Raw genomic sequence first — 19,519 nt, forward strand, 5'->3', positions numbered from 1 at the left:
GGCTCAGCCTTCCCGCTCGCCCTCCCACTCCTCGTTGCGCTCCTCGACCTTCTCGAGGGCGTGCGAGGCCTCCTCGCGGGTGGCGTAGGGACCCAGGCGGTCCTTGTTCTTGCAGCCGCTGCGCGGCTCGACGGTGTGGTGCTTGAGGCAGAACCACCAGTCGTCGGGGGTGGTGTCGGAGTGTCGGGCGCTCATGGCCCGAAGGTACGCCCCGGGCGGCGAGACCGCGGCGAGTAGAGTCCCCGCCCGTGTCCCGCGCTCCCCTGGCCCCCGGCGTCCCGACCGCCGTCCGCACCGTCCCGCGCAGCATCCCGCGCCCGGAGTACGTCGGGCGCCCCGCGCCCGAGCGGTTCGAGGGCGACGAGGTGAAGGACGAGGCGACGATCGAGCGGATGCGCGTCGCCGGACGCGTCGCCGCCCAGGCGCTCGCTGAGGTGGGCCGCGCCGTCGTCCCGGGGGTGACGACCGACGAGCTCGACCGGATCGGGCACGAGTTCCTCTGCGACCACGGGGCGTACCCCTCGACGCTCGGCTACCGCGGCTTCCCCAAGTCCCTGTGCAGCAGCCTCAACGAGGTGATCTGCCACGGCATCCCCGACTCGACCGTGGTCGAGGACGGCGACATCGTCAACATCGACATCACCGGCTACCTCGACGGCGTGCACGGCGACACCAACGCCACCTTCCTCGCCGGCGACGTCGACGAGGAGGTGCGGCTGCTGGTCGAGCGGACCCGCGAGGCGACCGAGCGGGGCATCCGCGCGGTGAAGCCCGGCCGCCGGATCAACGTCGTGGGCCGCGTGATCGAGGCGTACGCCAAGCGGTTCGGCTACGGCGTCGTGCGCGACTTCACCGGCCACGGGATCGGTACGCACTTCCACTCCGGCCTGGTGGTGCCGCACTACGACACCGACTACTACGACGACGAGATCCGCGTCGGGATGACGTTCACGATCGAACCGATGCTGACGCTGGGCACGAGCGACTACCGGATGTGGGACGACGGCTGGACGGCCGTGACCCGCGACGGCAGCTGGACCGCGCAGTTCGAGCACACCGTGCTCGTGACGCCCACCGGCGCGGAGATCCTCACCCTGCCCTGACCCGCGCGCACGTGCGCGTCGTGCAACCTCGGCGTTACAGGTCGTCGGTACTGTCCGACCCATGACGGCGATGTTCGAGGGGTACACGGGGGCGGACGGCCCGGCGTACGACGAGATGTTCGACCCCGCGGGGCTGCGCACGTCGTACGACCAGCTGTCCACCTCGCTGGCCGAGATGACCGACCAGGAGATCCGCAGCCGCGTCGACGCGCTGCAGGCGGCCTACCTCGACCAGGGCGTCACGTTCGACATCGGCGGCGAGGAGCGGGCCTTCCCGCTCGACATCCTGCCGCGGGTCATCGAGATGGAGGCCTGGGCCCGCATCGAGAAGGGCGTGCAGCAGCGCGTCAAGGTCCTCGAGATGTTCCTGGAGGACGTGTACGACGCCGGCCGTGTCTTCGAGGACGGCGTCATCCCGCGCTCCGTCGTCACCACGTCCTCGCACTACCACCGCGCGGCCGCGGGCATCACGCCCCCGAACGGCGTGCGGATCCAGGTCTCCGGGATCGACCTGATCCGCGACAACGCCGGCGAGTTCCGCGTGCTGGAGGACAACGTCCGCGTGCCGTCCGGCGTCTCCTACGTGATGACCAACCGGCGCGCGATCTCCTCCGCGCTGCCCGAGACGTTCGCCCAGCACCGGATCCGGCCCGTCGCCTCCTACCCGCAGCGGCTGCTCTCCGCCCTGCGGGCCGCGGCCCCGGCGGGCGTCACGGACCCGACCGTCGTCGTGCTGACCCCGGGCGTCTACAACGGGGCGTACTTCGAGCACGCCCTGCTGGCCCGCACCATGGGCGTCGAGCTGGTCGAGGGCCGCGACCTGGTCTGCCGCCGCGGCCGCGTGATGATGCGGACCACCAAGGGTCTCGAGCAGGTGCACGTGATCTACCGCCGCGTCGACGACGAGTTCCTCGACCCGGTGCAGTTCCGCGCCGACTCGCTGCTCGGCTGCCCGGGGCTGATCAACGCCGCCCGCGCCGGCAACGTGACGATCGCCAACGCGATCGGCAACGGCGTCGCCGACGACAAGCTCGTCTACACCTACATGCCCGACCTGATCCGCTACTACGTCGGCGAGGAGCCCGTGCTCCGCAACGTCGACACGTGGCGGATGGGCGAGGCGGACCACCGCGAGGAGGTCATGGACCGCCTCGACGAGCTGGTGCTCAAGCCGGTCGACGGCTCCGGCGGCAAGGGCATCGTGATCGGCCCCCGCGCCAGCGCTGCGGAGCTCGAGGAGCTGCGCGCGAAGGTGCTCCAGGACCCGCGGGCCTGGATCGCGCAACCGGTCGTCCAGCTCTCGACCGTGCCGACCTACATCGGCGGCCGGATGGCGCCGCGCCACGTCGACCTGCGCCCGTTCGCCGTCAACGACGGCCAGCGCGTGTGGGTGCTGCCGGGCGGCCTGACCCGGGTGGCGCTCGCCGAGGGCGAGCTGATCGTGAACTCCTCGCGCGGCGGCGGCTCCAAGGACACGTGGGTGCTCGCGGGCCCCGGCGGCGGCCAGCGCCGCGCGCAGGTGCAGCGCCAGGTCACCTCGACCAGCGCCCCGGTCACGGCGGGCCCGGCGACCCAACCGGTCCCCGTGCTGGTGGAGCAGGAACAACAGCAGCAGCAGGACAGGGACGACCAGCGGGACGACCAGCGGGACGACCAGAGCGACGACCGGGGAGACGCACCGTGCTGAGCCGCATCGCGGAGTCCATGTTCTGGATCGGCCGCTACGTCGAGCGCGCGGAGGACACCGCCCGCATCCTCGACGTGCAGACCCAGCTGATGCTCGAGGACCCGACCGTCGACGAGACCGCGACCTGTCGCACCCTGCTCTCGATCATGGGCGTGCCCCACGACGAGGACACCGAGGTGAACCGGCAGACGATCCTGGAGCTGCTGGCGTACGACGCCCAGGCACCCGCCTCGATCGCCTCCGCGCTCGGCGCGGCCCGCGAGTCCGCCCGCCGGGCCCGCGAGACGCTCTCGGAGCCGATGTGGGAGGCGGTCAACACGACGTGGCGGGCCCTGCCGTCGGGTCGGTTCCGCAGCCTGCGGCCCCCGGCCGTGTTCGGGTGGGTGCGCGACCGCGCGGCTCTGGTCAACGGCACCGCCGAGGCCACCATGACCCGCGACGAGGGCTACCAGTTCCTCGTGCTGGGCCGCAGCATCGAGCGCGCCGACATGACCGCCCGGCTGGTCGCGACCGCGGCCCTGACCAGCTCCAGCGCCGCCTCCGCGTGGACCACCACGCTGCGCGCGTGCGGAGCGTACGAGGCGTTCCTGCGCACCTACCGCGGCCTCGAGACCGACCGCGGCGCGGCGGAGTTCCTGCTCCTGGACCGGCTCTTCCCCCGCTCGATCGTGCACTCGATCAGCCGGGCGGAGCAGTGCCTCGACAACCTGGAGTCCGGCGGCTCGCGCGCCGGCTTCGGCAACGACGCGCAGCGCCTGCTGGGCCGCACGCGCGCGGACCTGGAGTACCGCTCGCTGTCCGACGTCGTGGCCAACCTGCCGGCCGAGATGGAGCGGCTGCAGTACACCTGCGCGGCGGCGACCGACGCGGTCACGCGGCGCTACTTCGCCGGCGCCGAGGCGACCGAGTGGCACGGAGGGGGAAACCTGTGAGCATGCAGCTGCGGATCAGCCACACGACGGGCTACGAGTACGACGGCAAGGCCGTGACCTCCTACAACGAGGCGCGCCTGACCCCGCAGACGTCGGCCGAGCAGATCGTCGTGCACACCCGCCTCGACGTCTCGCCGACCCCGTGGACGCACACGTACCGCGACTACTTCGGCACCCAGGTGACGTCCTTCGAGGTCCTCGACCCGCACGACGCGCTCACGGTGCAGGCGCACGCGACGGTGCACACGCACCGTGCGCCCCTGCCCGCGCCGTCGCTGGCCTGGGCCGACCTGGCGGCGCCCGAGGTGGCCGACGTGCACACGGAGTACCTCGTGCTGCCCGAGCTCGTCGCGCCGCCGGAGGACTTCGCCGCGCGGGTGCGCGAGGTCGGCGCCGACGCCGCGACGCCCGGCGAGGCCGCCCGCGGGGTGTGCGCCCTCGTCCACGCCGACGTGGCCTACCGCCCCGGGTCGACCGAGGTGACCAGCAGCGCCGCCCTCGCGTGGGAGCAGCGCAGCGGGGTGTGCCAGGACATGGCCCACCTGACCATCGGCGGGCTGCGGACGCTGGGGATCCCGGCGCGCTACGTCTCCGGCTACCTGCACCCCTCGCCCGACCCCGAGGTCGGCGCGACCGTGGCCGGGGAGTCCCACGCGTGGGTCGAGTGGTGGGACGAGGGCTGGCACGCCTTCGACCTCACCAACGACGAGCCCATCGGGGACCGGCACGTGGTGATCGCCGCGGGGCGCGACTACGCCGACGTACGCCCGCTCAGCGGCATCTTCGCCGGCGCGCGCACCTCGCGGATGTTCGTCGAGGTCGAGGTCACCCGGCTCGCCTGACGTTCGCGACGAACGCCCGGATCCGCTCGGGGTCCTTCACGCCGCGGACCGACTCGACGCCGCTGGAGACGTCGACGCCCCAGGGGCGCGCGACCCGCACGGCGTCGGCCACGTCGTCGGGCCCGAGGCCGCCGGCCAGCAGCCAGCGACCCTCGGGACGCCGGCCCTCCAGGGCGGCGAGGTCCCACCGCCGACCCGACCCGGGCACCGGCGCGTCGAGCAGCAGCACCTCCTCGCCCCAGGCCCCCACGGTCGTCGCGCTCGGGTCCGCGGTCGCGTCGGCCGGGGTGGCCGCGCGCCACACGCGGGGGTGGGCGGCCACGGCGACGGCGAGGTCCTCGCGGGTGTACGCCCCGTGCAGCTGCAGCACGTCGGCGCCGATCGTGCGCGCCACGTCCACGGCCTCGAGCACCGGCAGGTCCGCGACCACCAGCACCCCGTCCACCCCGTCGGGCACGACCGCGAGGACCGCCGCCGCCTCCGCGACGGTGCGGTGGCGGGGGCTGCGCTCGCAGACGACGACGCCGACCGCGTCGGCGCCGGCGTCCACGGCGACGCGGGCGTGCTCGGGGGTGTCGAGGCCGCAGATCTTGACGTGCACGCGAGGACGCTAGCCCGCGGGCCTCAGACGAGGTCGCCCAGGTGGCCCGTGGACTCCGCCAGGCGCCGCTCGACGCGCAGCACCGTCGACTCGTGCTCGGGGTCGGCCGTCATCGCGGCGGCCAGCCGGGCGTGCGGCAGCGCGTCGGCGAACTTCGACTGCCGCTCGAGGCTGCGCGCCAGCGCGTGGCGCGCCCAGTCGTCGCTGGGGTTCTCCTCGACGAGCTCGCGCAGCTGCGCCTCGGCGCGCTGCAGCTGGGCGCGCAGGAGGTAGGCCCACGCCCGCAGGCTGCGCAGGCCGTAGTTGCCCGGGTCCAGCTCCAGCGCGGGCTCGACCAGCTCCAGCGCCTCCCTCGGCGCGCGGCGGGCCAGCAGGTCGTAGGCCGCCCGGTGCGCACCCGACGGGTCCTGCGCCTGGCTCGGGAAGACCAGGGCGGGAGCCTGCAGCTCCAGCTCCGTCCCGAGGTCGATCCGGCGGTCCTGCTCGTCCATCACGGGGGCTCCTCTCGCTCCGTCGGGTGCAACGTGCGCCGACCGGCCCCCATTCCCCTATCCTGACCCCTGCGGATGGGCTGGCCGGGCGGCCGCGGCCTCCTCCACGGCGTGCCGGGGAGGGGTCGAGGAAGGTCCGGGCTCCACAGGGCGAGGTGGTGGGTAACGCCCACCCGGGGTGACCCGCGGGACAGTGCCACAGAGAACAGACCGCCTCCCGGCTCCGGCCGGGCGGCAAGGGTGAAACGGTGGTGCAAGAGACCACCAGCGTTCCGGGCGACCGGAACGGCTCGGTAAACCCCACCTGGAGCAAGGTCGAGAAGTCCGTGTCGCGAGACACGGACGCGCGTGCGTTCGAGGGCTGCCCGCCCGAGCACGCGGGTGGACTGCACGAGGTCGTCGGCAACGGCGGCCCTAGATGGATGGCCGCACATCGGTGCCCGGCGACGGGCCCGAGGACAGAACCCGGCCTACAGGCCAGCCCGTCCGCACCCGGGGGTCCGACCCACGCACGATGCCATCGGCGACGGGCGATGCTGCGTCCACGCCCGCCTGGCCGCGGCCGGCATCAGCCGGGCGGCAGGAACCGCACCCACGGCCGACCGGTGGCCGGATCGTGACCCACGACGGAGCGCACGTCGTAGACCTCGGCGATCAGCGCCTCGGTCAGCACGCTCGTCGTCGGACCGTGCGCACGGAGCCGTCCTTCGACGAGCACGGCGACGCTGTCGCAGAACTGGGCCGCCAGGTTGAGGTCGTGCAGTGCGACGACCGTGGTCACCGGCAGAGCACGGACCAGGGCGAGCAGCTCGAGCTGGTGGCTGATGTCGAGGTGGTTCGTGGGCTCGTCGAGGAGGAGCTCCGTCGGCTCCTGGGCGAGGGCTCGCGCCAGCTGGGTCCGTTGCTGCTCACCGCCGGACAGCGTGCGCCAGGTCCGTCCGCGCAGGTGCCCGATGCCGGCAGCCGCGCAGGCGGCGTCGACGGCCGCACGGTCGGCGGCGCTCGTCGGGCGCCATGCACCCTGATGCGGTACCCGGCCCAGCGCCACGACATCGGCGACCGTGACGTCCACGTCGGTCTGGGCGTGCTGGCCCATGGTGGCCAGACGCCGGGCGAGGGTGCGCGACGGCCATGCCGACAACGGTCGCTCGTCGAGGCGCACGACGCCGGAGCTGGTGCGCCGGACGCCGGCCAGCAGACGCAGGAGCGAGGACTTGCCCGATCCGTTCGGTCCGAGCAGCCCCAGGGTCTGTCCCGGTTCGACGTCGAGGGTGACGCCGTCGACCACGGGACCCGCACCCGCGTGCCAGGAGACCCCGTGGGCGTTCAGGCTCACCGACGCCTCCTGCGCCACAGGATCACTGCGAAGGCAGGGACGCCGACGAGCGCCGTGACGACACCGACGGGGAGCTCCTGCGGCGCGATCACGACGCGGGCGAGGGCGTCCACCCACACCAGCAGGACCGCACCCGCCAGCGCGGTCGCCGGGAGCAGCCGTCGATGGCCCGGGCCGACGACGGCGCGGGCTGCGTGGGGCAGGACGAGCCCCACGAACCCGATGGCTCCCGCCGCGGCGACCACGGCCGCGGTCATGGCGGCCGTCAGCAGGAGCAGAGCGAGCCGCGAGCGGACGACCGCCACCCCCAGCGAAGCCGCCGCTTCCTCCCCGAAGGTGAAGGCGTCCATCACGCGCGCCCCCGCCCAGCACAGTGCCGTTGCGAGGCTCACGACAGCTCCGACGAAGACGACGTCGTCCCATCGAGCGCCGCCGAGGGAGCCGAGCAACCAGAACAGCACGCCCCTGGTCTTCTCCGGATCAGCCGAGGTGAGGACGACGAAGGAGGTCAGGGCCGCAAACAGCTGCGTCCCTGCCACACCGGCCAGGATCAGGCGGTCTGGCGAACCCCCGGCGGCGTAGCCGAGCATCGCCACGAGACCGAACGCGACGACGGCACCGACGAACGCGCCTCCGGACAACCCCACCGAGCCGGCGCCGAGACCGAGGACGACGACGAGCACGGCGCCCGTGGAGGCTCCCGACGAGATGCCCAGCACGTAGGGATCCGCGAGGGCGTTGCGCAGCAGCGACTGCAGCACGACCCCGGACACCCCGAGACCGGCGCCGCAGGCGGCGGCGAGCAGGCTGCGTGGCAGTCGCAGCTCCCACACGATGCCCTCACGGATCCGCGACAGTCCCGCGTCGGCTCCGCCCAGCCGGTCACGAACGACGGCGACCACCTCGCCGACGGCCAGATCGGCGGGCCCGATCGTGATGGCCACGGCCACCGAGACCAGCAGCAGCGCCGGGCCCGCCGACCAGAACAGGAGCTCGCGCGCGGTGACCGCGCGCCCGGGACCGGGCCGGCGCCCCGACCCGATCCCTGCTCCTGGCTGCGGCACGTCGACCCCTGCGCTCAGGCGACGCCGTAGACGACGAAGTCGTCGAACAGCTGCCACAACGTGCCGGACTCCTCGAAACCCGCCTGGGCGAGCGTCGCGAGCCGGAAGTCGACCGCCGTCGAGGCCGACGGAGCGCGGCCCGCGAAGCGCCGGTGTCGCTCCTCCACCAGGTCCTTCATGCCCGGAAGCTGCTCGAGCGCCGCCCACCATGCGTCCCACGCCTCGGCGCCTTCTTCGAAGGCCGCCGCCTGGGTGCGCTCGTCGTGCAACGCCGCCCATCGTCGGAGGTGCGGCGTGCGGGAGTCGTAGCGGAGGTGGTCCCCGTCGAGCAGGAGACCGCCGGTCGGCAGTGCCGTGTGCGCCGTGCCGTAGGCCCGCACCAGCTCGTCCGGTGAGAGCCAGTGCAGAGCAGTGGTCGAGACGACCGCGTGCGGACGACCCCCGAGACGAGCGGAGGCCGCCTCGACCCATGCGTCGTCGGCGACATCGGCGTCGAGCAGAGCGACCCGGTCTCCGTACGTCGCCGTGCCGGCGTGGGCCACGGCCAGGAGCGCCGGGTCGAGATCGATGCCCACCACGCGTGCTCGCGGGAAACGATCGAGCACCCGGACGGTCAACGAGCCCGGGCCGCAGGCGAGGTCGACCACGCGGAACCCGGAGCCGGTCGAGGCCTCCACCTGCAGGGCGAGGGCGTCGAGCATCGCCGCGAAGCGCTGCTCCCGAGCGGCGATGTAGGCGGCCTGTTGATCGTCCCAGCGCCGCAGGAGCCCGCGCAGGTCCGAGCGGTCGTGCAGCTCGGCCGGGTTCACTCGACCAGGCCCAGGTCGCGCAGGCCCTGCGCCAGCTGCTCGATGCCCGTCACGTTGCGGATTGAGGGGTCCATGGTGGTGCCGTCCAGAACGATGTAACGCTGCTCCTGCACCGCCGTCAGCCGACTCGCGACGGGGTCCGACTCGAGGAACTCGATCTTCTCCGCCGCGCTGTCGCCGTCACCCCCACGGCCCAGGTCGGCCAGCACCAGCACGGTGGGGTCGCGCTCGAGGACGCTCTCCCAACCGATCTCGGGCCAGTACTGCTCGGCGTCCTCGAAGGCGTTCGTCGCACCCACGGCCCGCGTCATCAGGCCGGGCGCCCCGCAGCAGCCGGCCATGTAGGGCGCTGGAGTGGCGGCGTACCACCAGGCCATGGTCACGTTCTCCGCGCCCAGGTCCACGGTCGCCTCCTCGGCACGGGCGCTCAGCTCGGAGACCAGCTCGTCTCCCCGCTCCCGGACGCCGAAGAGGGTCGCGACCTCCTCGATCTCGGCCCACTGGTCCTCGAGGGTCAGCGCGCGGGTCTGCTCGGCCTCCTGACCACTGCACTCGCTCGGCGACTGGTACGTCGGCACGCCGAGCTCCTCGAAGCGGTCCCGACCGGCGATACCCTCGTCGGTGAAGGTGTAGTCGAACGTGGTGTAGACGAGATCGGGCTCGACGTCGAGGACCGTCTCGAACGACGGGAACTCGGTGTCGAAGGCCTCGACGCCCTCTCGCTCCTCCTCGAGCTCCGGGAGGACGTCGTCGTCGCTCATCGCGTACGACGCGATGCGGTCACCGAGCCCGAGGGCCAGGAGCAGCTCGACGGCGGGTTGGTTGACGGCGACCGCGCGCTCGACGGGCGCCTCGACACGGACCTCGCGGTCGCAGTTCACGACGACGACGGGGGCCTCGTACGGCTCCGCATCGCCGGCGTCGGAGCCGCCGGTGTCCGAGCTGCAGCCGGCGAGGCCGCCGGCGACGAGGAACGTGACGGCGAGGACGCGCAGGCACTGGGTCGTCTGCCGGCGAGCCGGTGACGGCGCCAGGAGGGCGCGTGGGGACAGGGAACGAGTCATGAACGACCTTCTCGACCGCAGACCCGGATCGCGGGGCCCGACGATGATCGCGCGACACGGACGGCCACGGAACCAGCAGGTCTTCGGACTCGGGTTCCACCGAACGGGACGCCTTCCCGGATCACTCCAGTGGCCTCGTGCCCCGCCGTCACCCACACCGCTGCGCGTCAGCTCCGGACTCACACCGGATTCCCTGGCCCTCTCGGGCTTGACTGGCGCGAGCATGCTAGCGGTTCGCGACGACCGGCGACAGTCGCTCCCGTTGCCGTCGACGGAGGACCCGCTCCCACTTGGCGTGAACCACAAGATGTGGGACTTACATCGGCGTCATTCACCGTATATGGTGCCGCTTGCAGCTGGTTCGACCCGTCCTCCAGGCGGGTCGTCGCAAGAGGGAATCCGGTGGGAGACCGGAACTGCCCCGCAGCGGTGAGTGGGAACGACCTCCGTCACACAGCACTGGGCCCGACGGGCCTGGGAAGCGACGGACAGTAGGCCGAGCGCGACGCCCACGAGTCCGAAGACCTGCCAGTGCCTCGCCCCCGAGGGGCGAGGGTCCGCGACCCCGAGGGAGGGTCGGAGGATCGAGACCGGCAGGTCGGGTGGCATCTGGCCGCCCTGCCTGCCGACGGTTCCGACCTCCCGTGCCTCCCCTCTCGCGGACGCTCCCCGACGTCCGTACACGAGGGTGGGAGACGCCACATGGCAACACATCACGACGAGAGCACCGGCAGGTCCACCGAGATCACGGTGGTCAAGAGGGACGGCACCCGCGCCGCCTACGACGGGTACGAGATCGCGCGCTCCATCGAGGAGGCCGCAGCGGGTCTCGACCACGAGGTCGCCCGCGCGACCCAGCTGCGCTCGGAGCTCGAGATCACGCTCTTCGACGGCATCACCAGCGAGCAGCTGGACGAGGCGGTCGTGCAGGTCGCGCTGCAGAACGTGAAGGACGACCCGGCCTACGACACGATCGCCTCGCGACTGCTCGTCAAGAGCCTCTACAAGGCGATCTTCGGCGAGGGCGTGACCCGCGACGAGGTGCGCGCGTTCGGCGGCGAGGCGTTCGTGGCCTTCGTGGTCCGCGGCGTGGAGCTGGACCTGCTCGACGCACGACTCGGCCGGCTGTTCGACCTCGAACGCCTCGGCGCGGCGCTCGACCCGGATCGCGACGACCTGCTGCGCTACGTCGGGGTGCAGACGATGCGCACCCGCTACATGATCGTGGCGCCCGACGGACGTCCGCTGGAGATGCCCCAGTTCTTCTGGATGCGGGTGGCCATGGGCCTGTCGTTGAACGAGGACGATCCGACCGCCGCGGCGATCCGCTTCTACGACAAGATGTCGCGCCTCGAGTACCTCGCGGCCGGCTCGACGCTGGTGAACGCGGGCACCTCCTACAGCCAGCTCTCCAACTGCTTCGTGATGCAGATGGAGGACGAGATCGAGCACATCGCCAAGTCGGTGCGCGACGTCATGTGGCTCACCAAGGGCACCGGCGGGATCGGGCTGTCGGTCACCAAGCTCCGCGCCGAGGGATCCCACATCCGGTCCAACAACACCACGTCGACCGGCCCGATCCCCTTCATGCACACGATCGACTCGACGCTGCGGGCGGTCAGCCGCGGCGGCAAGAAGTTCGGCGCGCTGTGCTTCTACATGGAGAACTGGCACCTCGACTTCCCGGCGTTCCTCGACCTGCGGCAGAACTCCGGGGACCCGTACCGCCGCACGCGGACCGCCAACACCGCGGTGTGGATCAGCGACGACTTCATGAAGCGCGTGGACGCCGACCTGCCGTGGTACCTGTTCGATCCCGCCGACGTGCCCGACCTCTCCGAGCTCACCGGCAGCGCGTTCTCGCGGCGTTACGCCGAGTACGCCGCCCTGGCCGAGGCCGGCGAGCTGCGCCACAGGAAGGTCGGTGCCCGCGAGCAGTTCAAGTCCATCCTGACCTCGCTGCAGTCGACCTCGCACCCGTGGCTGACCTGGAAGGACACCATCAACACCCGTGCCCTCAACCAGAACACCGGCACGATCCACCTCTCCAACCTCTGCACGGAGATCTGCCTGCCCCAGGACCGGGACAACGTGTCCGTGTGCAACCTGGCCTCGATCAACCTGGCCCGGCACGTCGACGGTCGCCGTCAGGCGGCGCGCGTGGACTGGGAGCGGCTGGCCGAGTCGGTGCGCCTGGCCGTGCGTCAGCTCGACAACCTCATCGACATCACGATCAGCTCGGTGCCGGAGTCGGAGCGCTCCAACGAGCTCAACCGTGCTCTCGGCCTGGGCGTCATGGGCTTCACCGACGTCGTGGAGCGCTTCGGGCACAGCTACGCCTCCCCCGCTGCGTACGAGCTCATCGACCAGCTGATGGAGTTCGTGTCCTGGCACGCGATCGACGCCTCGGCCGACCTCGCGCGCGAGCGGGGTGCGTACACCCACTTCGAGGGTTCGCGCTGGAGCCAGGGCCTCGTGCCGATCGACTCCCTCGACCTGCTCGAGCGCGACCGGGGCGTGCGGGTCGAGGTCGACCGCACCAGCCGCCTGGACTGGGACTCGCTGCGCGCCAAGGTCGCCGGCGGGATCCGCAACTCGACGCTCCTGGCGATCGCACCGACCGCATCCATCGGCCTCGTCGCCGGCACCACGCCGGGCCTCGACCCGCAGTTCAGCCAGATCTTCAGCCGCGCCACGAGCTCCGGCAAGTTCCTCGAGGTCAACCGCAACCTGGTCGAGGACCTGCGCGCCGCCGGTCTGTGGGAGACGCTGCGCGAGGACCTCCTGCGCCACCAGGGCGACCTTTCCGCCGTCGCGGCCGAGCGGGAGGGGCTCGTGCCCGCCGAGCTGGTCGAGATCTACCAGACCTCGTTCCAGCTGCCCGGTCGCGCCTACCTCGAGGTGGCCGCGCGGGCGCAGAAGTGGATCGACCAGGCGATCAGCCGCAACATCTACCTCGCTGACCGCAGCGTCGCGACGATGGCCGACCTGTACTCGCTGGCCTGGCGGATGGGTGTCAAGACGACCTACTACCTGCACATGATGCCGCGCCACACCGCCGAGCAGAGCACCGTCAAGGTCAACAAGGCGGAGGCCCGCACCCCCGCCACCACCGGCGCTCGCCGGGGCTTCGGAGCCGTCACCGCCTCGACCGTCCCCGCCGCGCCGGCGCCGCCGGTCGTGCCCGCCGACGTCCAGGAGCTCGAGGTGGTGGACGACGCGGCCTGTCCGGTCGACCCGCAGGAGCGACTGCAGTGCGAGTCGTGCCAGTGAGCGCCGCACGGGGCCGCCGCGGCATCCTCGGCACCGGCATCGAGGAAGGTCTGCTGCTCAAGCCGGTCACCTACCCCTGGGCCATGGAGCTGTACGACCAGGCCGTCGCGAACACCTGGTTCCCCAACGAGGTGCAGCTCGGCGAGGACCTCGCCGACTTCGAGCGGATGAGCGACGACGAGCGACGGGCGCTCACCTTCCTGATGAGCTACTTCAACCCCAGCGAGCTGCTGGTCAACAAGGCGCTGGCCTTCGGCGTCTACCCCTACGTCAACGCCGCCGAGTGTCACCTCTACCTCGCCAAGCAGATGTGGGAGGAGGCCAACCACTGCATGAGCTTCGAGTACGTCCTCGAGACCTTCCCGATCGACCGCGAGGCCGCGTACGCCTCGCACGTCACCGTCCCCTCGATGGCGGCCAAGGAGGAGTTCGAGGTCAGGTTCATCAAGCGCATGACCGAACAGACCCTCGACATCTCCACCGTCGAGGGCAAGCAGGACTTCGTGCGCAACCTCGTCGCGTACAACGTCATCCTCGAGGGGATCTGGTTCTACTCCGGGTTCATGGTGGCCCTGAGCTTCCGGCAGCGGAACCTGCTGCGGAACTTCGGGTCGCTGATCGACTGGATCGTGCGCGACGAGTCGCTGCACCTGAAGTTCGGCATCAACCTGATCCTGACCGTGCTCGAGGAGAACCCGGAGATCGCGACGGAGGAGTTCGCGGCCGAGATCAAGCAGATGGTGCTGGACGCGGTCGAGATGGAGGAGGCCTACAACCGCGACCTGCTCCCGAACGGGATCCTCGGGCTCAACGCGGACTACATCAACACCTACGTCCGCTACCTCGCCGACCGACGTCTCGACGAGCTCGGCTTCGGGACCCACTACGGCGTCGCGAACCCGGCGAAGTGGATGGCCACCGCCAACGACACGTTGCAGCTGGTCAACTTCTTCGAGTCCATCAACACCTCCTACGAGGTCAACGCCCGGCAGGGCTGAGGAGCGACGGATGTCCTGCATCGGCTTCCTCAGCCCGGAGCACCGGGCCGCTCTCGCCGCATCCCGCGGCGGGAGCGGCCCCCCGCTCTCGTCCTTTGCGTCACCCCCGGCGACCGGGTCGAAGGTACGGCGGGTCCAGCTGCTCGCCGCGCACCGCGACCGGGCCATCCGCGAGAGCGCCGCGCTGTCGTGCCACGCACCCGTTGACGTGCTCGAGAGGCTGACGGGCGACGCAGCCGTCTCCGTGCGTGCCTGCGTCGCCCGGAACCCGCGCGCCCCCGAGTGGGTGCTGCGTGTGCTCGCGGATGATGAGGACCCACGCGTACGCGGCTGGGTCGCGGCGAACCCCGCCTGCCACCCCGCCCTGCGCGCCGAGCTCGCGGAGGACGAGGACGCCGAGGTGGGCGCCGTCGTGGGGTGGGCCGACCGGTGGGTCGGGCGATGAGCCGCGACCCGGTGGACGTACCGCAGCAGCGACGGTGGTCGGGCCCCCGTCGGATAGTGCGTCGGCAGGCCCGCATCGAGACGTTCCTGCACGCGCTCGCGGGTCGCCGGAGGGATCGTGGACGACGAGGTGAGGCCGGGTAGCCGCCGCGTCAGCGGTGGCTCGTCCTGTCGAGCGCCCTCACGAGCACCCGTCGCAGGCGGGCCAGCCGGCGCTCCGCCCACCTCCGGCGGCGCTCGATCCGCCTGCTCACGTAGACCATCAGCCGCTCCTCCGCGCTCGCTCGTCGACCTCGCCAGCATGACCTTGCTGCAAATACTTTGCAATAACGCTTTAATGGCAACAATCCGCACGGGTCGACCGGCCCGTCCCGCAGCGAGCGCCGAGGAGCGACCTTGTCCGACTACGTCCTGCCCGACCTCCCCTACGACTTCGCGGCGCTGGAGCCCTACATCTCGGGCGCGATCATGGAGTTGCACCACGACAAGCACCACGCGACCTACGTCAAGGGCGTCAACACGACGATCGAGCAGCTCGCGGAGGCGCGCGACACCGACACGTTCACCCACATCACGGGACTGGAGAAGTCGCTGTCGTTCCACCTCGGCGGTCACCTGAACCACTCGATCTTCTGGCCCAACATGTCCCCCGACGGCGGCGACAAGCCCACCGGCGAGCTCGCCCAGGCCATCGACGAGTTCTTCGGCAGCTTCGACAAGTTCCGGGCCCAGTTCCAGGCGAACGCGCTCGGCATCCAGGGCTCCGGCTGGTCCATCCTGGCGTGGGACACCCTGGGCCGGAAGCTGCACATCGTGCAGCTCTACGACCAGCAGGCGAACCTCCCGGGCTGCCTCGTGCCGCTGCTGATGCTCGACATGTGGGAGCACGCCTACTACCTCGACTACAAGAACGACAAGGCCACCTTCGTCGCGCAGTGGTGGAACATCGCCAACTGGGCCGACGTCCAAGCCCGCTTCGAACGCGCCCGCTCGCAGACGGCCGGGCTGATCGCGTGAGCGCCCGCCAGGCCGAGCTCGAGGGACTCCTCGGCTCGGCCCAGCAGGTCGCCGCCCTCGTCGCCGCCCGGGGACGCGGCGACGTCGAGGGCGCCCGTCAGCTCACCCGCCACCTCGTCACCGAGGGTGACCTCGCGGGTGGCGCCCTGCTCGTGGCCGAGCTGGCCCTCGGCCTGCTCGCCGAGGCCGGCGACGAGTCGCTCGACGCCGTCGTCGGTCGGCTCAACCTGGAGCTGATGGCGCTGCCGCGACGCAGCGACTGACCGGGGACGGGCGGGCTCCCACGCCTCCGGGTGCACAGCGTCGAGCACCTGCAGAGCGTCGTCGACGCCATCCGCCGCATCGGCCTGGCGGCCGGCACGACGACGCTCGTCTGATGTCGTCCTGGGGCCGCGTCACAGACCCGCGGCAGGGCTGACGGACGGCCCGCGCCGGCCGATCCGCCACACCGGCGCAGCCTTCGCGCAAGATCGCCGCAGGTCCGGGCCGCACCGGTCGCGGCGGACCTACCGTCCGCCCATGCCGCACGTCCCCCTGGGTGCCGCGCCCTGGGTCGATCGTCTCGCGTCGACCCCGGTGCGCCGGTCGTTCGTCGTCCTCGACGGGCACCTCGAGCCCGACGGGCACGCCGGGCACGCCCCCGGCTCCCCCGGCGTGCTGGGCACGATCGTGCGCGGGCGCAGGCGCCGCGCGCTGGACGCGTACCTCCTGCTGCTGGCGCTGTGGCCGTGGCTCGAGCAGCAGGAGCAACCGCTGACCGGCGCGGACTGGGCCGTGGCCCTCAGCTGCGGCGACGGCACGGAGCGTACGCCCGGAGCCGTCTCGTCGGCGTGGCACGACCTGGAGCTGCTCGGCCTCGTGGAGCGGCGCCGGATCGCGCACGGGGTGGTCGTCTCGCCGCGCCGCGAGGACGCCGGCGGCGCGTACGCGCGGCCCGCCCCGGGGACCGACGAGGCGGCGAGCTGCCTGTGGCTGCCCACGTCCTTCTGGACCGACGGCTGGCACCGACGCCTCGGGCTGCCGGCGCTGGCGATGCTGCTGGCCGTCGGCGCTGCGACCGCCGAGCGCCCCGACGCCGCACTCACCAACCACGGGACCGCGCGCCAGCTCGGCTTCTCCCCCCGGTCGGTGCAGACGGGGCTCGCCGAGCTCGAGCGTCACGGCCTCGTGGTCGAGTCGCGCGGGCGCACGAGCTCGCCGCGCTCCGCGACGGCGAGCGCACCGCAGCACCGCTACCGGCTCGCGCCGACCTTCGTCCCGTCGCGGATCCGGTGAGGCCCCTGCGTCACTCGGCGCGGGCGCGCAGCACCATGAGGGCGATGTCGTCGTCCTGGCCGGGCGAGGCGAAGTGCGCCAGCAGGTGGTCGCACAGCTGCTCGGGGTCGAGGTCCTGCAGACCACTGACCTCCGAGCGCAGGTACTCCAGGCTCGCGTCGAGCGGGACGCCGCGGCGCTCGATCAGCCCGTCGGTGTAGAGCACCACCGTCGTCTCCGGGCCCAGCTCGATCGTGCAGTCCGTGCGGGCGACGTCGGCGAAGACGCCGAGGATCGTCTCGCCGCCCTCCTCCAGCAGCTCGGCCGTGCCGTCCGGGTGCAGCAGGACCGGCGGTGGATGGCCGGCCCGCGACCAGCGCAGGGTGCGCAGGCCTGCGGCCTTCTGCTCCGGGGTCTGCTCGATCCGCGCGAAGATCGCCGTGGCCATCGCGTCGACGTGCAGCAGCTCGAGGGCGTGGTCGAGGTGCTCGAGGATGCGGGCCGGTCCGTCGTCGGTCGCGACCGCGATGCCCCGCGCGAGGTTGCGGATCTGCGCCATCGCCGCGGCGGCGTCGAGGTCGTGCCCGGCGACGTCGCCGATCGCGAGGAGCAGGGCGCCGTCGGGCTGCATGAAGGCGTCGTGCCAGTCGCCGCCGATCTGCGCGATGTCCGTCGCGGGGGCGTACCGCACCGCGACCCGCAGGTGGTCGGGCTGCATCGGCGCCGTCAGCAGCGCGCGCTGCAAGGCCACCGACATGTCGCGCTGCGCGGTCGCGGCGTCGCGCTCCGCCTCGAGGAGGTCGATGCGGGTCAGCGCCTGCGTCAGCGAGGCGGCGACGAGCCGGAGGAACCCGCGGTAGTCGGCGTCGAAGGCGAGCTGCTCGCTCGTGCGGCACACCAGCGTCGGCATCGGCAGACCGGGTCGCGGGAAGCTGCTGAGCGGCTGCCAGACCACCTGCCCCTGCTCGGTGCCCTCCACGAAGAAGGAGGCGCCCTCGGCCGCGGCCGGCGCGGCGCTCGGCAGCTCGGGCTCCGGCGCGCCCGAGTGCGCGATCGGCACGTCCTCGGGCAGGCCCGGGATCCGGATGTCGACGGCCGGGAGGTCGCGCACGAGGTCGCGCAGCAGGTAGAGCGAGAGCCGCCGCAGGTCCTGGCGCGTCTCGACGTTGGCGAGCACGTCCGAGAGCCGCGTCAGCGCCTCCGCCCGACGCTGGCCGATCACCGTGGCCGTCGTGTCCGCGGCGATGTCGAGGACGCCCTCGATCTCACCCTCGGCGTTGCGCACCGGGGAGTACGAGAACGTGAAGTAGCACTCCTCGAGGAAGCCCCGGCGCACGAGCGGCACCAGGTCGTCCTGGAAGTAGCACGCCCCCTGCCCCGTGCGTACGCCCTCGAGCAGCGGTCCGATGTGGTCCCACGCCTCGACGAACACCTCGGCCGCCGGCTGTCCGAGCGCGCTCGGGTGCTTCTCGCCGATCATCTCGACGTAGCTGTCGTTGTAGACGAGCGTGAACGCCGGGCCCCACAGGAGGACGGCCGGGAAGCGGGTGTCGAGCACCGTCCGGACGGCGCCCTGCAGGGCGGGAGACCATGCGCCCGGGTCGCCGAGCGCCGTGGCGGCCCAGTCGACCGCCGTCAGGCGGGCCGTCAGGTCCGCGCTGGCCCCCTCCCAGGTGCACGCAGGGACGTCCGTGCTCACGCGCGCACGCGCCCGAGTCGGGCGGCGACGTGCGTCGTCTCGGTGATCGGGTCGCTCAGCACGCACCAGTCCTCGCTGATGGCGTCGACCATGAAGAGCCCGCGACCGCGCACGGACTCCGGGGCCGCCTCCCCCGGCAGCCCGTCGGCGAAGCCGGGGTCGTAGCCCGCATCGGTCACGCGCAGGCAGACCCGGCCGTCGTTCAGCAACCAGGACAGCCGGATCGTGCCGAGCGGCCCCGGGCGTCCGTGGTCCACCGCGTTGATGACCAGCTCGCCGGCGACGATCAGCACGTCCTGCAGCGAGCTCTCCGCCAGACCCGTCATGGCACCGAAGACCTCGCGCAGGGTCGCCCGGGCCCGGGGCCCGGCCTCGGGCCCGTGCGGCAGGTCGACGTCCGCCCAGTCGGCGGCGAGCGACTCGTCGCTCAGCACGTCGACCATCGCGCGCGGCCGCACGACCCGCCAGCCGCCGTCGGCCGGGGCCGTGGCGGCGGGCACGTCGTCGGCGTCCCGGTCGGCGGACCCGGCGTCGGTCTCCCCGGGCGCCCCGGGCGCCTCGGTGACGGTCTCGAACGGGAGGCCGCTGACGTGCAGCGCCCGCTGCGCGACGGTGCCGTCGCGCACCACGAGCGTCAGCGCCCACCCACCGCGGGAGGCCGCGACCCGCAGCCGCGCCAGGGCGCCGAGCACGGGGCTGGGCAGGTAGGTGACGGCGGCGAGGTCGAGCACCAGGTCGTCGCGGTGGTCGTCGCTGCAGCGACGCAGCACCGCGAGCAGCGGCTCGACGTCGTACGCCTCGAGGTCACCGTGCAGGACGACCTCGCCCGGCTCGGCCCGGGCGACGAAGGACGGGTCGATCACGCGGGGAGCCTAGCGCCGAGGTCCACGCGGCCGTCCACGCGC

At 72.4% G+C, this 19,519-nt stretch carries 19 protein-coding genes, 1 other RNA gene and 2 riboswitches; of the genes, 11 read left to right on the plus strand and 9 right to left on the minus strand.

Annotated features, from left to right (window positions below; all coding sequences use genetic code 11):
• Positions 1 to 3: 3 nt before the first annotated feature.
• Positions 4 to 195 (minus strand): hypothetical protein, encoded by a 192-nt coding sequence (locus RDV89_RS17775; RefSeq protein ID WP_315735219.1) that lies wholly within the window; start codon positions 193 to 195, stop codon positions 4 to 6.
• A 53-nt stretch (positions 196 to 248) separates the two neighbouring features.
• On the opposite strand from RDV89_RS17775, the gene map reads away from it, so the two are divergent.
• The 4 genes from map (at position 249) to RDV89_RS17795 (ending at position 4,564) form a co-directional block, all read left to right on the plus strand.
• Positions 249 to 1,103: a type I methionyl aminopeptidase gene (gene map, locus RDV89_RS17780; protein ID WP_315735221.1), complete on the plus strand. Its 855-nt coding sequence runs from the start codon at positions 249 to 251 to the stop codon at positions 1,101 to 1,103.
• Between the two features lie 61 nt (positions 1,104 to 1,164).
• Positions 1,165 to 2,790: a circularly permuted type 2 ATP-grasp protein gene (locus tag RDV89_RS17785; protein ID WP_315735223.1), complete on the plus strand. Its 1,626-nt coding sequence runs from the start codon at positions 1,165 to 1,167 to the stop codon at positions 2,788 to 2,790.
• The gene (locus tag RDV89_RS17790) at positions 2,784 to 3,722 is read left to right on the plus strand and encodes an alpha-E domain-containing protein (protein ID WP_315735225.1); all 939 of its coding nucleotides are present in this window, start codon (positions 2,784 to 2,786) and stop codon (positions 3,720 to 3,722) included. Before RDV89_RS17785 ends, RDV89_RS17790 begins: the two co-directional genes overlap by 7 nt.
• Before the next feature lie 2 nt (positions 3,723 to 3,724).
• Positions 3,725 to 4,564, plus strand: coding sequence for a transglutaminase family protein (locus tag RDV89_RS17795; RefSeq protein ID WP_315735464.1), 840 nt, complete (start codon positions 3,725 to 3,727; stop codon positions 4,562 to 4,564).
• Here the strand turns inward: RDV89_RS17795 and RDV89_RS17800 are convergent.
• Both RDV89_RS17800 and RDV89_RS17805 read right to left on the minus strand, forming a co-directional pair.
• Positions 4,548 to 5,165: a phosphoribosylanthranilate isomerase gene (locus RDV89_RS17800; RefSeq protein ID WP_315735227.1), complete on the minus strand. Its 618-nt coding sequence runs from the start codon at positions 5,163 to 5,165 to the stop codon at positions 4,548 to 4,550. The two genes, RDV89_RS17795 and RDV89_RS17800, sit on opposite strands and share 17 nt — an antisense overlap.
• A gap of 23 nt (positions 5,166 to 5,188) precedes the next feature.
• A complete protein-coding gene (locus RDV89_RS17805; protein ID WP_315735229.1) occupies positions 5,189 to 5,656 on the minus strand; it encodes a tetratricopeptide repeat protein in 468 nt (155 codons plus the stop codon).
• A 76-nt stretch (positions 5,657 to 5,732) separates the two neighbouring features.
• Here RDV89_RS17805 and rnpB point away from each other — a divergent pair.
• Positions 5,733 to 6,145, plus strand: an RNA gene (gene rnpB, locus RDV89_RS17810) — RNase P RNA component class A.
• 79 nt (positions 6,146 to 6,224) lie between these two features.
• On the opposite strand, the gene RDV89_RS17815 is transcribed toward rnpB, so the two are convergent.
• From RDV89_RS17815 to RDV89_RS17830, 4 genes are read right to left on the minus strand one after another with little or no spacing between them, the layout of a single operon-like run.
• A complete protein-coding gene (locus RDV89_RS17815; protein WP_315735231.1) occupies positions 6,225 to 6,992 on the minus strand; it encodes an ABC transporter ATP-binding protein in 768 nt (255 codons plus the stop codon).
• A complete protein-coding gene (locus tag RDV89_RS17820) occupies positions 6,989 to 8,056 on the minus strand; it encodes a FecCD family ABC transporter permease (RefSeq protein ID WP_315735233.1) in 1,068 nt (355 codons plus the stop codon). Before RDV89_RS17820 ends, RDV89_RS17815 begins: the two co-directional genes overlap by 4 nt.
• A 14-nt stretch (positions 8,057 to 8,070) precedes the next feature.
• Positions 8,071 to 8,865, minus strand: coding sequence for a class I SAM-dependent methyltransferase (locus tag RDV89_RS17825; RefSeq protein ID WP_315735235.1), 795 nt, complete (start codon positions 8,863 to 8,865; stop codon positions 8,071 to 8,073).
• Complete coding sequence (locus RDV89_RS17830; RefSeq protein ID WP_315735237.1) at positions 8,862 to 9,929, minus strand: ABC transporter substrate-binding protein; 1,068 nt, start codon at positions 9,927 to 9,929, stop codon at positions 8,862 to 8,864. Before RDV89_RS17830 ends, RDV89_RS17825 begins: the two co-directional genes overlap by 4 nt.
• A 57-nt stretch (positions 9,930 to 9,986) precedes the next feature.
• Positions 9,987 to 10,158, minus strand: a riboswitch (cobalamin riboswitch).
• Between the two features lie 111 nt (positions 10,159 to 10,269).
• Positions 10,270 to 10,476, plus strand: a riboswitch (cobalamin riboswitch).
• Positions 10,477 to 10,631: 155 nt separating this feature from the next.
• On the opposite strand from RDV89_RS17830, the gene RDV89_RS17835 reads away from it, so the two are divergent.
• From RDV89_RS17835 to RDV89_RS17860, 6 genes are all read left to right on the plus strand, one after another.
• On the plus strand, positions 10,632 to 13,202 hold the full coding sequence (locus tag RDV89_RS17835; RefSeq protein ID WP_315735239.1) for a ribonucleoside-diphosphate reductase subunit alpha: 2,571 nt from the start codon (positions 10,632 to 10,634) through the stop codon (positions 13,200 to 13,202).
• A 23-nt stretch (positions 13,203 to 13,225) separates the two neighbouring features.
• A complete protein-coding gene (locus RDV89_RS17840; RefSeq protein ID WP_315735466.1) occupies positions 13,226 to 14,200 on the plus strand; it encodes a ribonucleotide-diphosphate reductase subunit beta in 975 nt (324 codons plus the stop codon).
• Positions 14,201 to 14,210: 10 nt separating this feature from the next.
• Entirely contained in the window at positions 14,211 to 14,645 is a 435-nt protein-coding gene (locus RDV89_RS17845; RefSeq protein WP_315735241.1) for a variant leucine-rich repeat-containing protein, read from the plus strand.
• A 395-nt stretch (positions 14,646 to 15,040) separates the two neighbouring features.
• On the plus strand, positions 15,041 to 15,661 hold the full coding sequence (locus RDV89_RS17850; protein ID WP_315735243.1) for a superoxide dismutase: 621 nt from the start codon (positions 15,041 to 15,043) through the stop codon (positions 15,659 to 15,661).
• Entirely contained in the window at positions 15,658 to 15,924 is a 267-nt protein-coding gene (locus tag RDV89_RS17855) for a hypothetical protein (protein ID WP_315735245.1), read from the plus strand. The genes RDV89_RS17850 and RDV89_RS17855 overlap by 4 nt, the downstream gene beginning before the upstream one ends.
• Positions 15,925 to 16,180: 256 nt before the next feature.
• Positions 16,181 to 16,936, plus strand: coding sequence for a hypothetical protein (locus tag RDV89_RS17860; protein ID WP_315735247.1), 756 nt, complete (start codon positions 16,181 to 16,183; stop codon positions 16,934 to 16,936).
• 10 nt (positions 16,937 to 16,946) lie between these two features.
• On the opposite strand, the gene RDV89_RS17865 is transcribed toward RDV89_RS17860, so the two are convergent.
• Together RDV89_RS17865 and RDV89_RS17870 are read right to left on the minus strand one after the other, a co-directional pair.
• A complete protein-coding gene (locus RDV89_RS17865; RefSeq protein ID WP_315735249.1) occupies positions 16,947 to 18,614 on the minus strand; it encodes a SpoIIE family protein phosphatase in 1,668 nt (555 codons plus the stop codon).
• Positions 18,611 to 19,477 carry an ATP-binding protein gene (locus RDV89_RS17870; RefSeq protein ID WP_315735251.1) on the minus strand — a complete coding sequence of 289 codons (867 nt, stop codon included), beginning with the start codon at positions 19,475 to 19,477 and terminating at the stop codon, positions 18,611 to 18,613. Before RDV89_RS17870 ends, RDV89_RS17865 begins: the two co-directional genes overlap by 4 nt.
• Positions 19,478 to 19,519: the final 42 nt, after the last annotated feature.

The organism is Nocardioides imazamoxiresistens (assembly GCF_032378595.1).
Lineage (GTDB): Bacteria > Actinomycetota > Actinomycetes > Propionibacteriales > Nocardioidaceae > Nocardioides > Nocardioides imazamoxiresistens.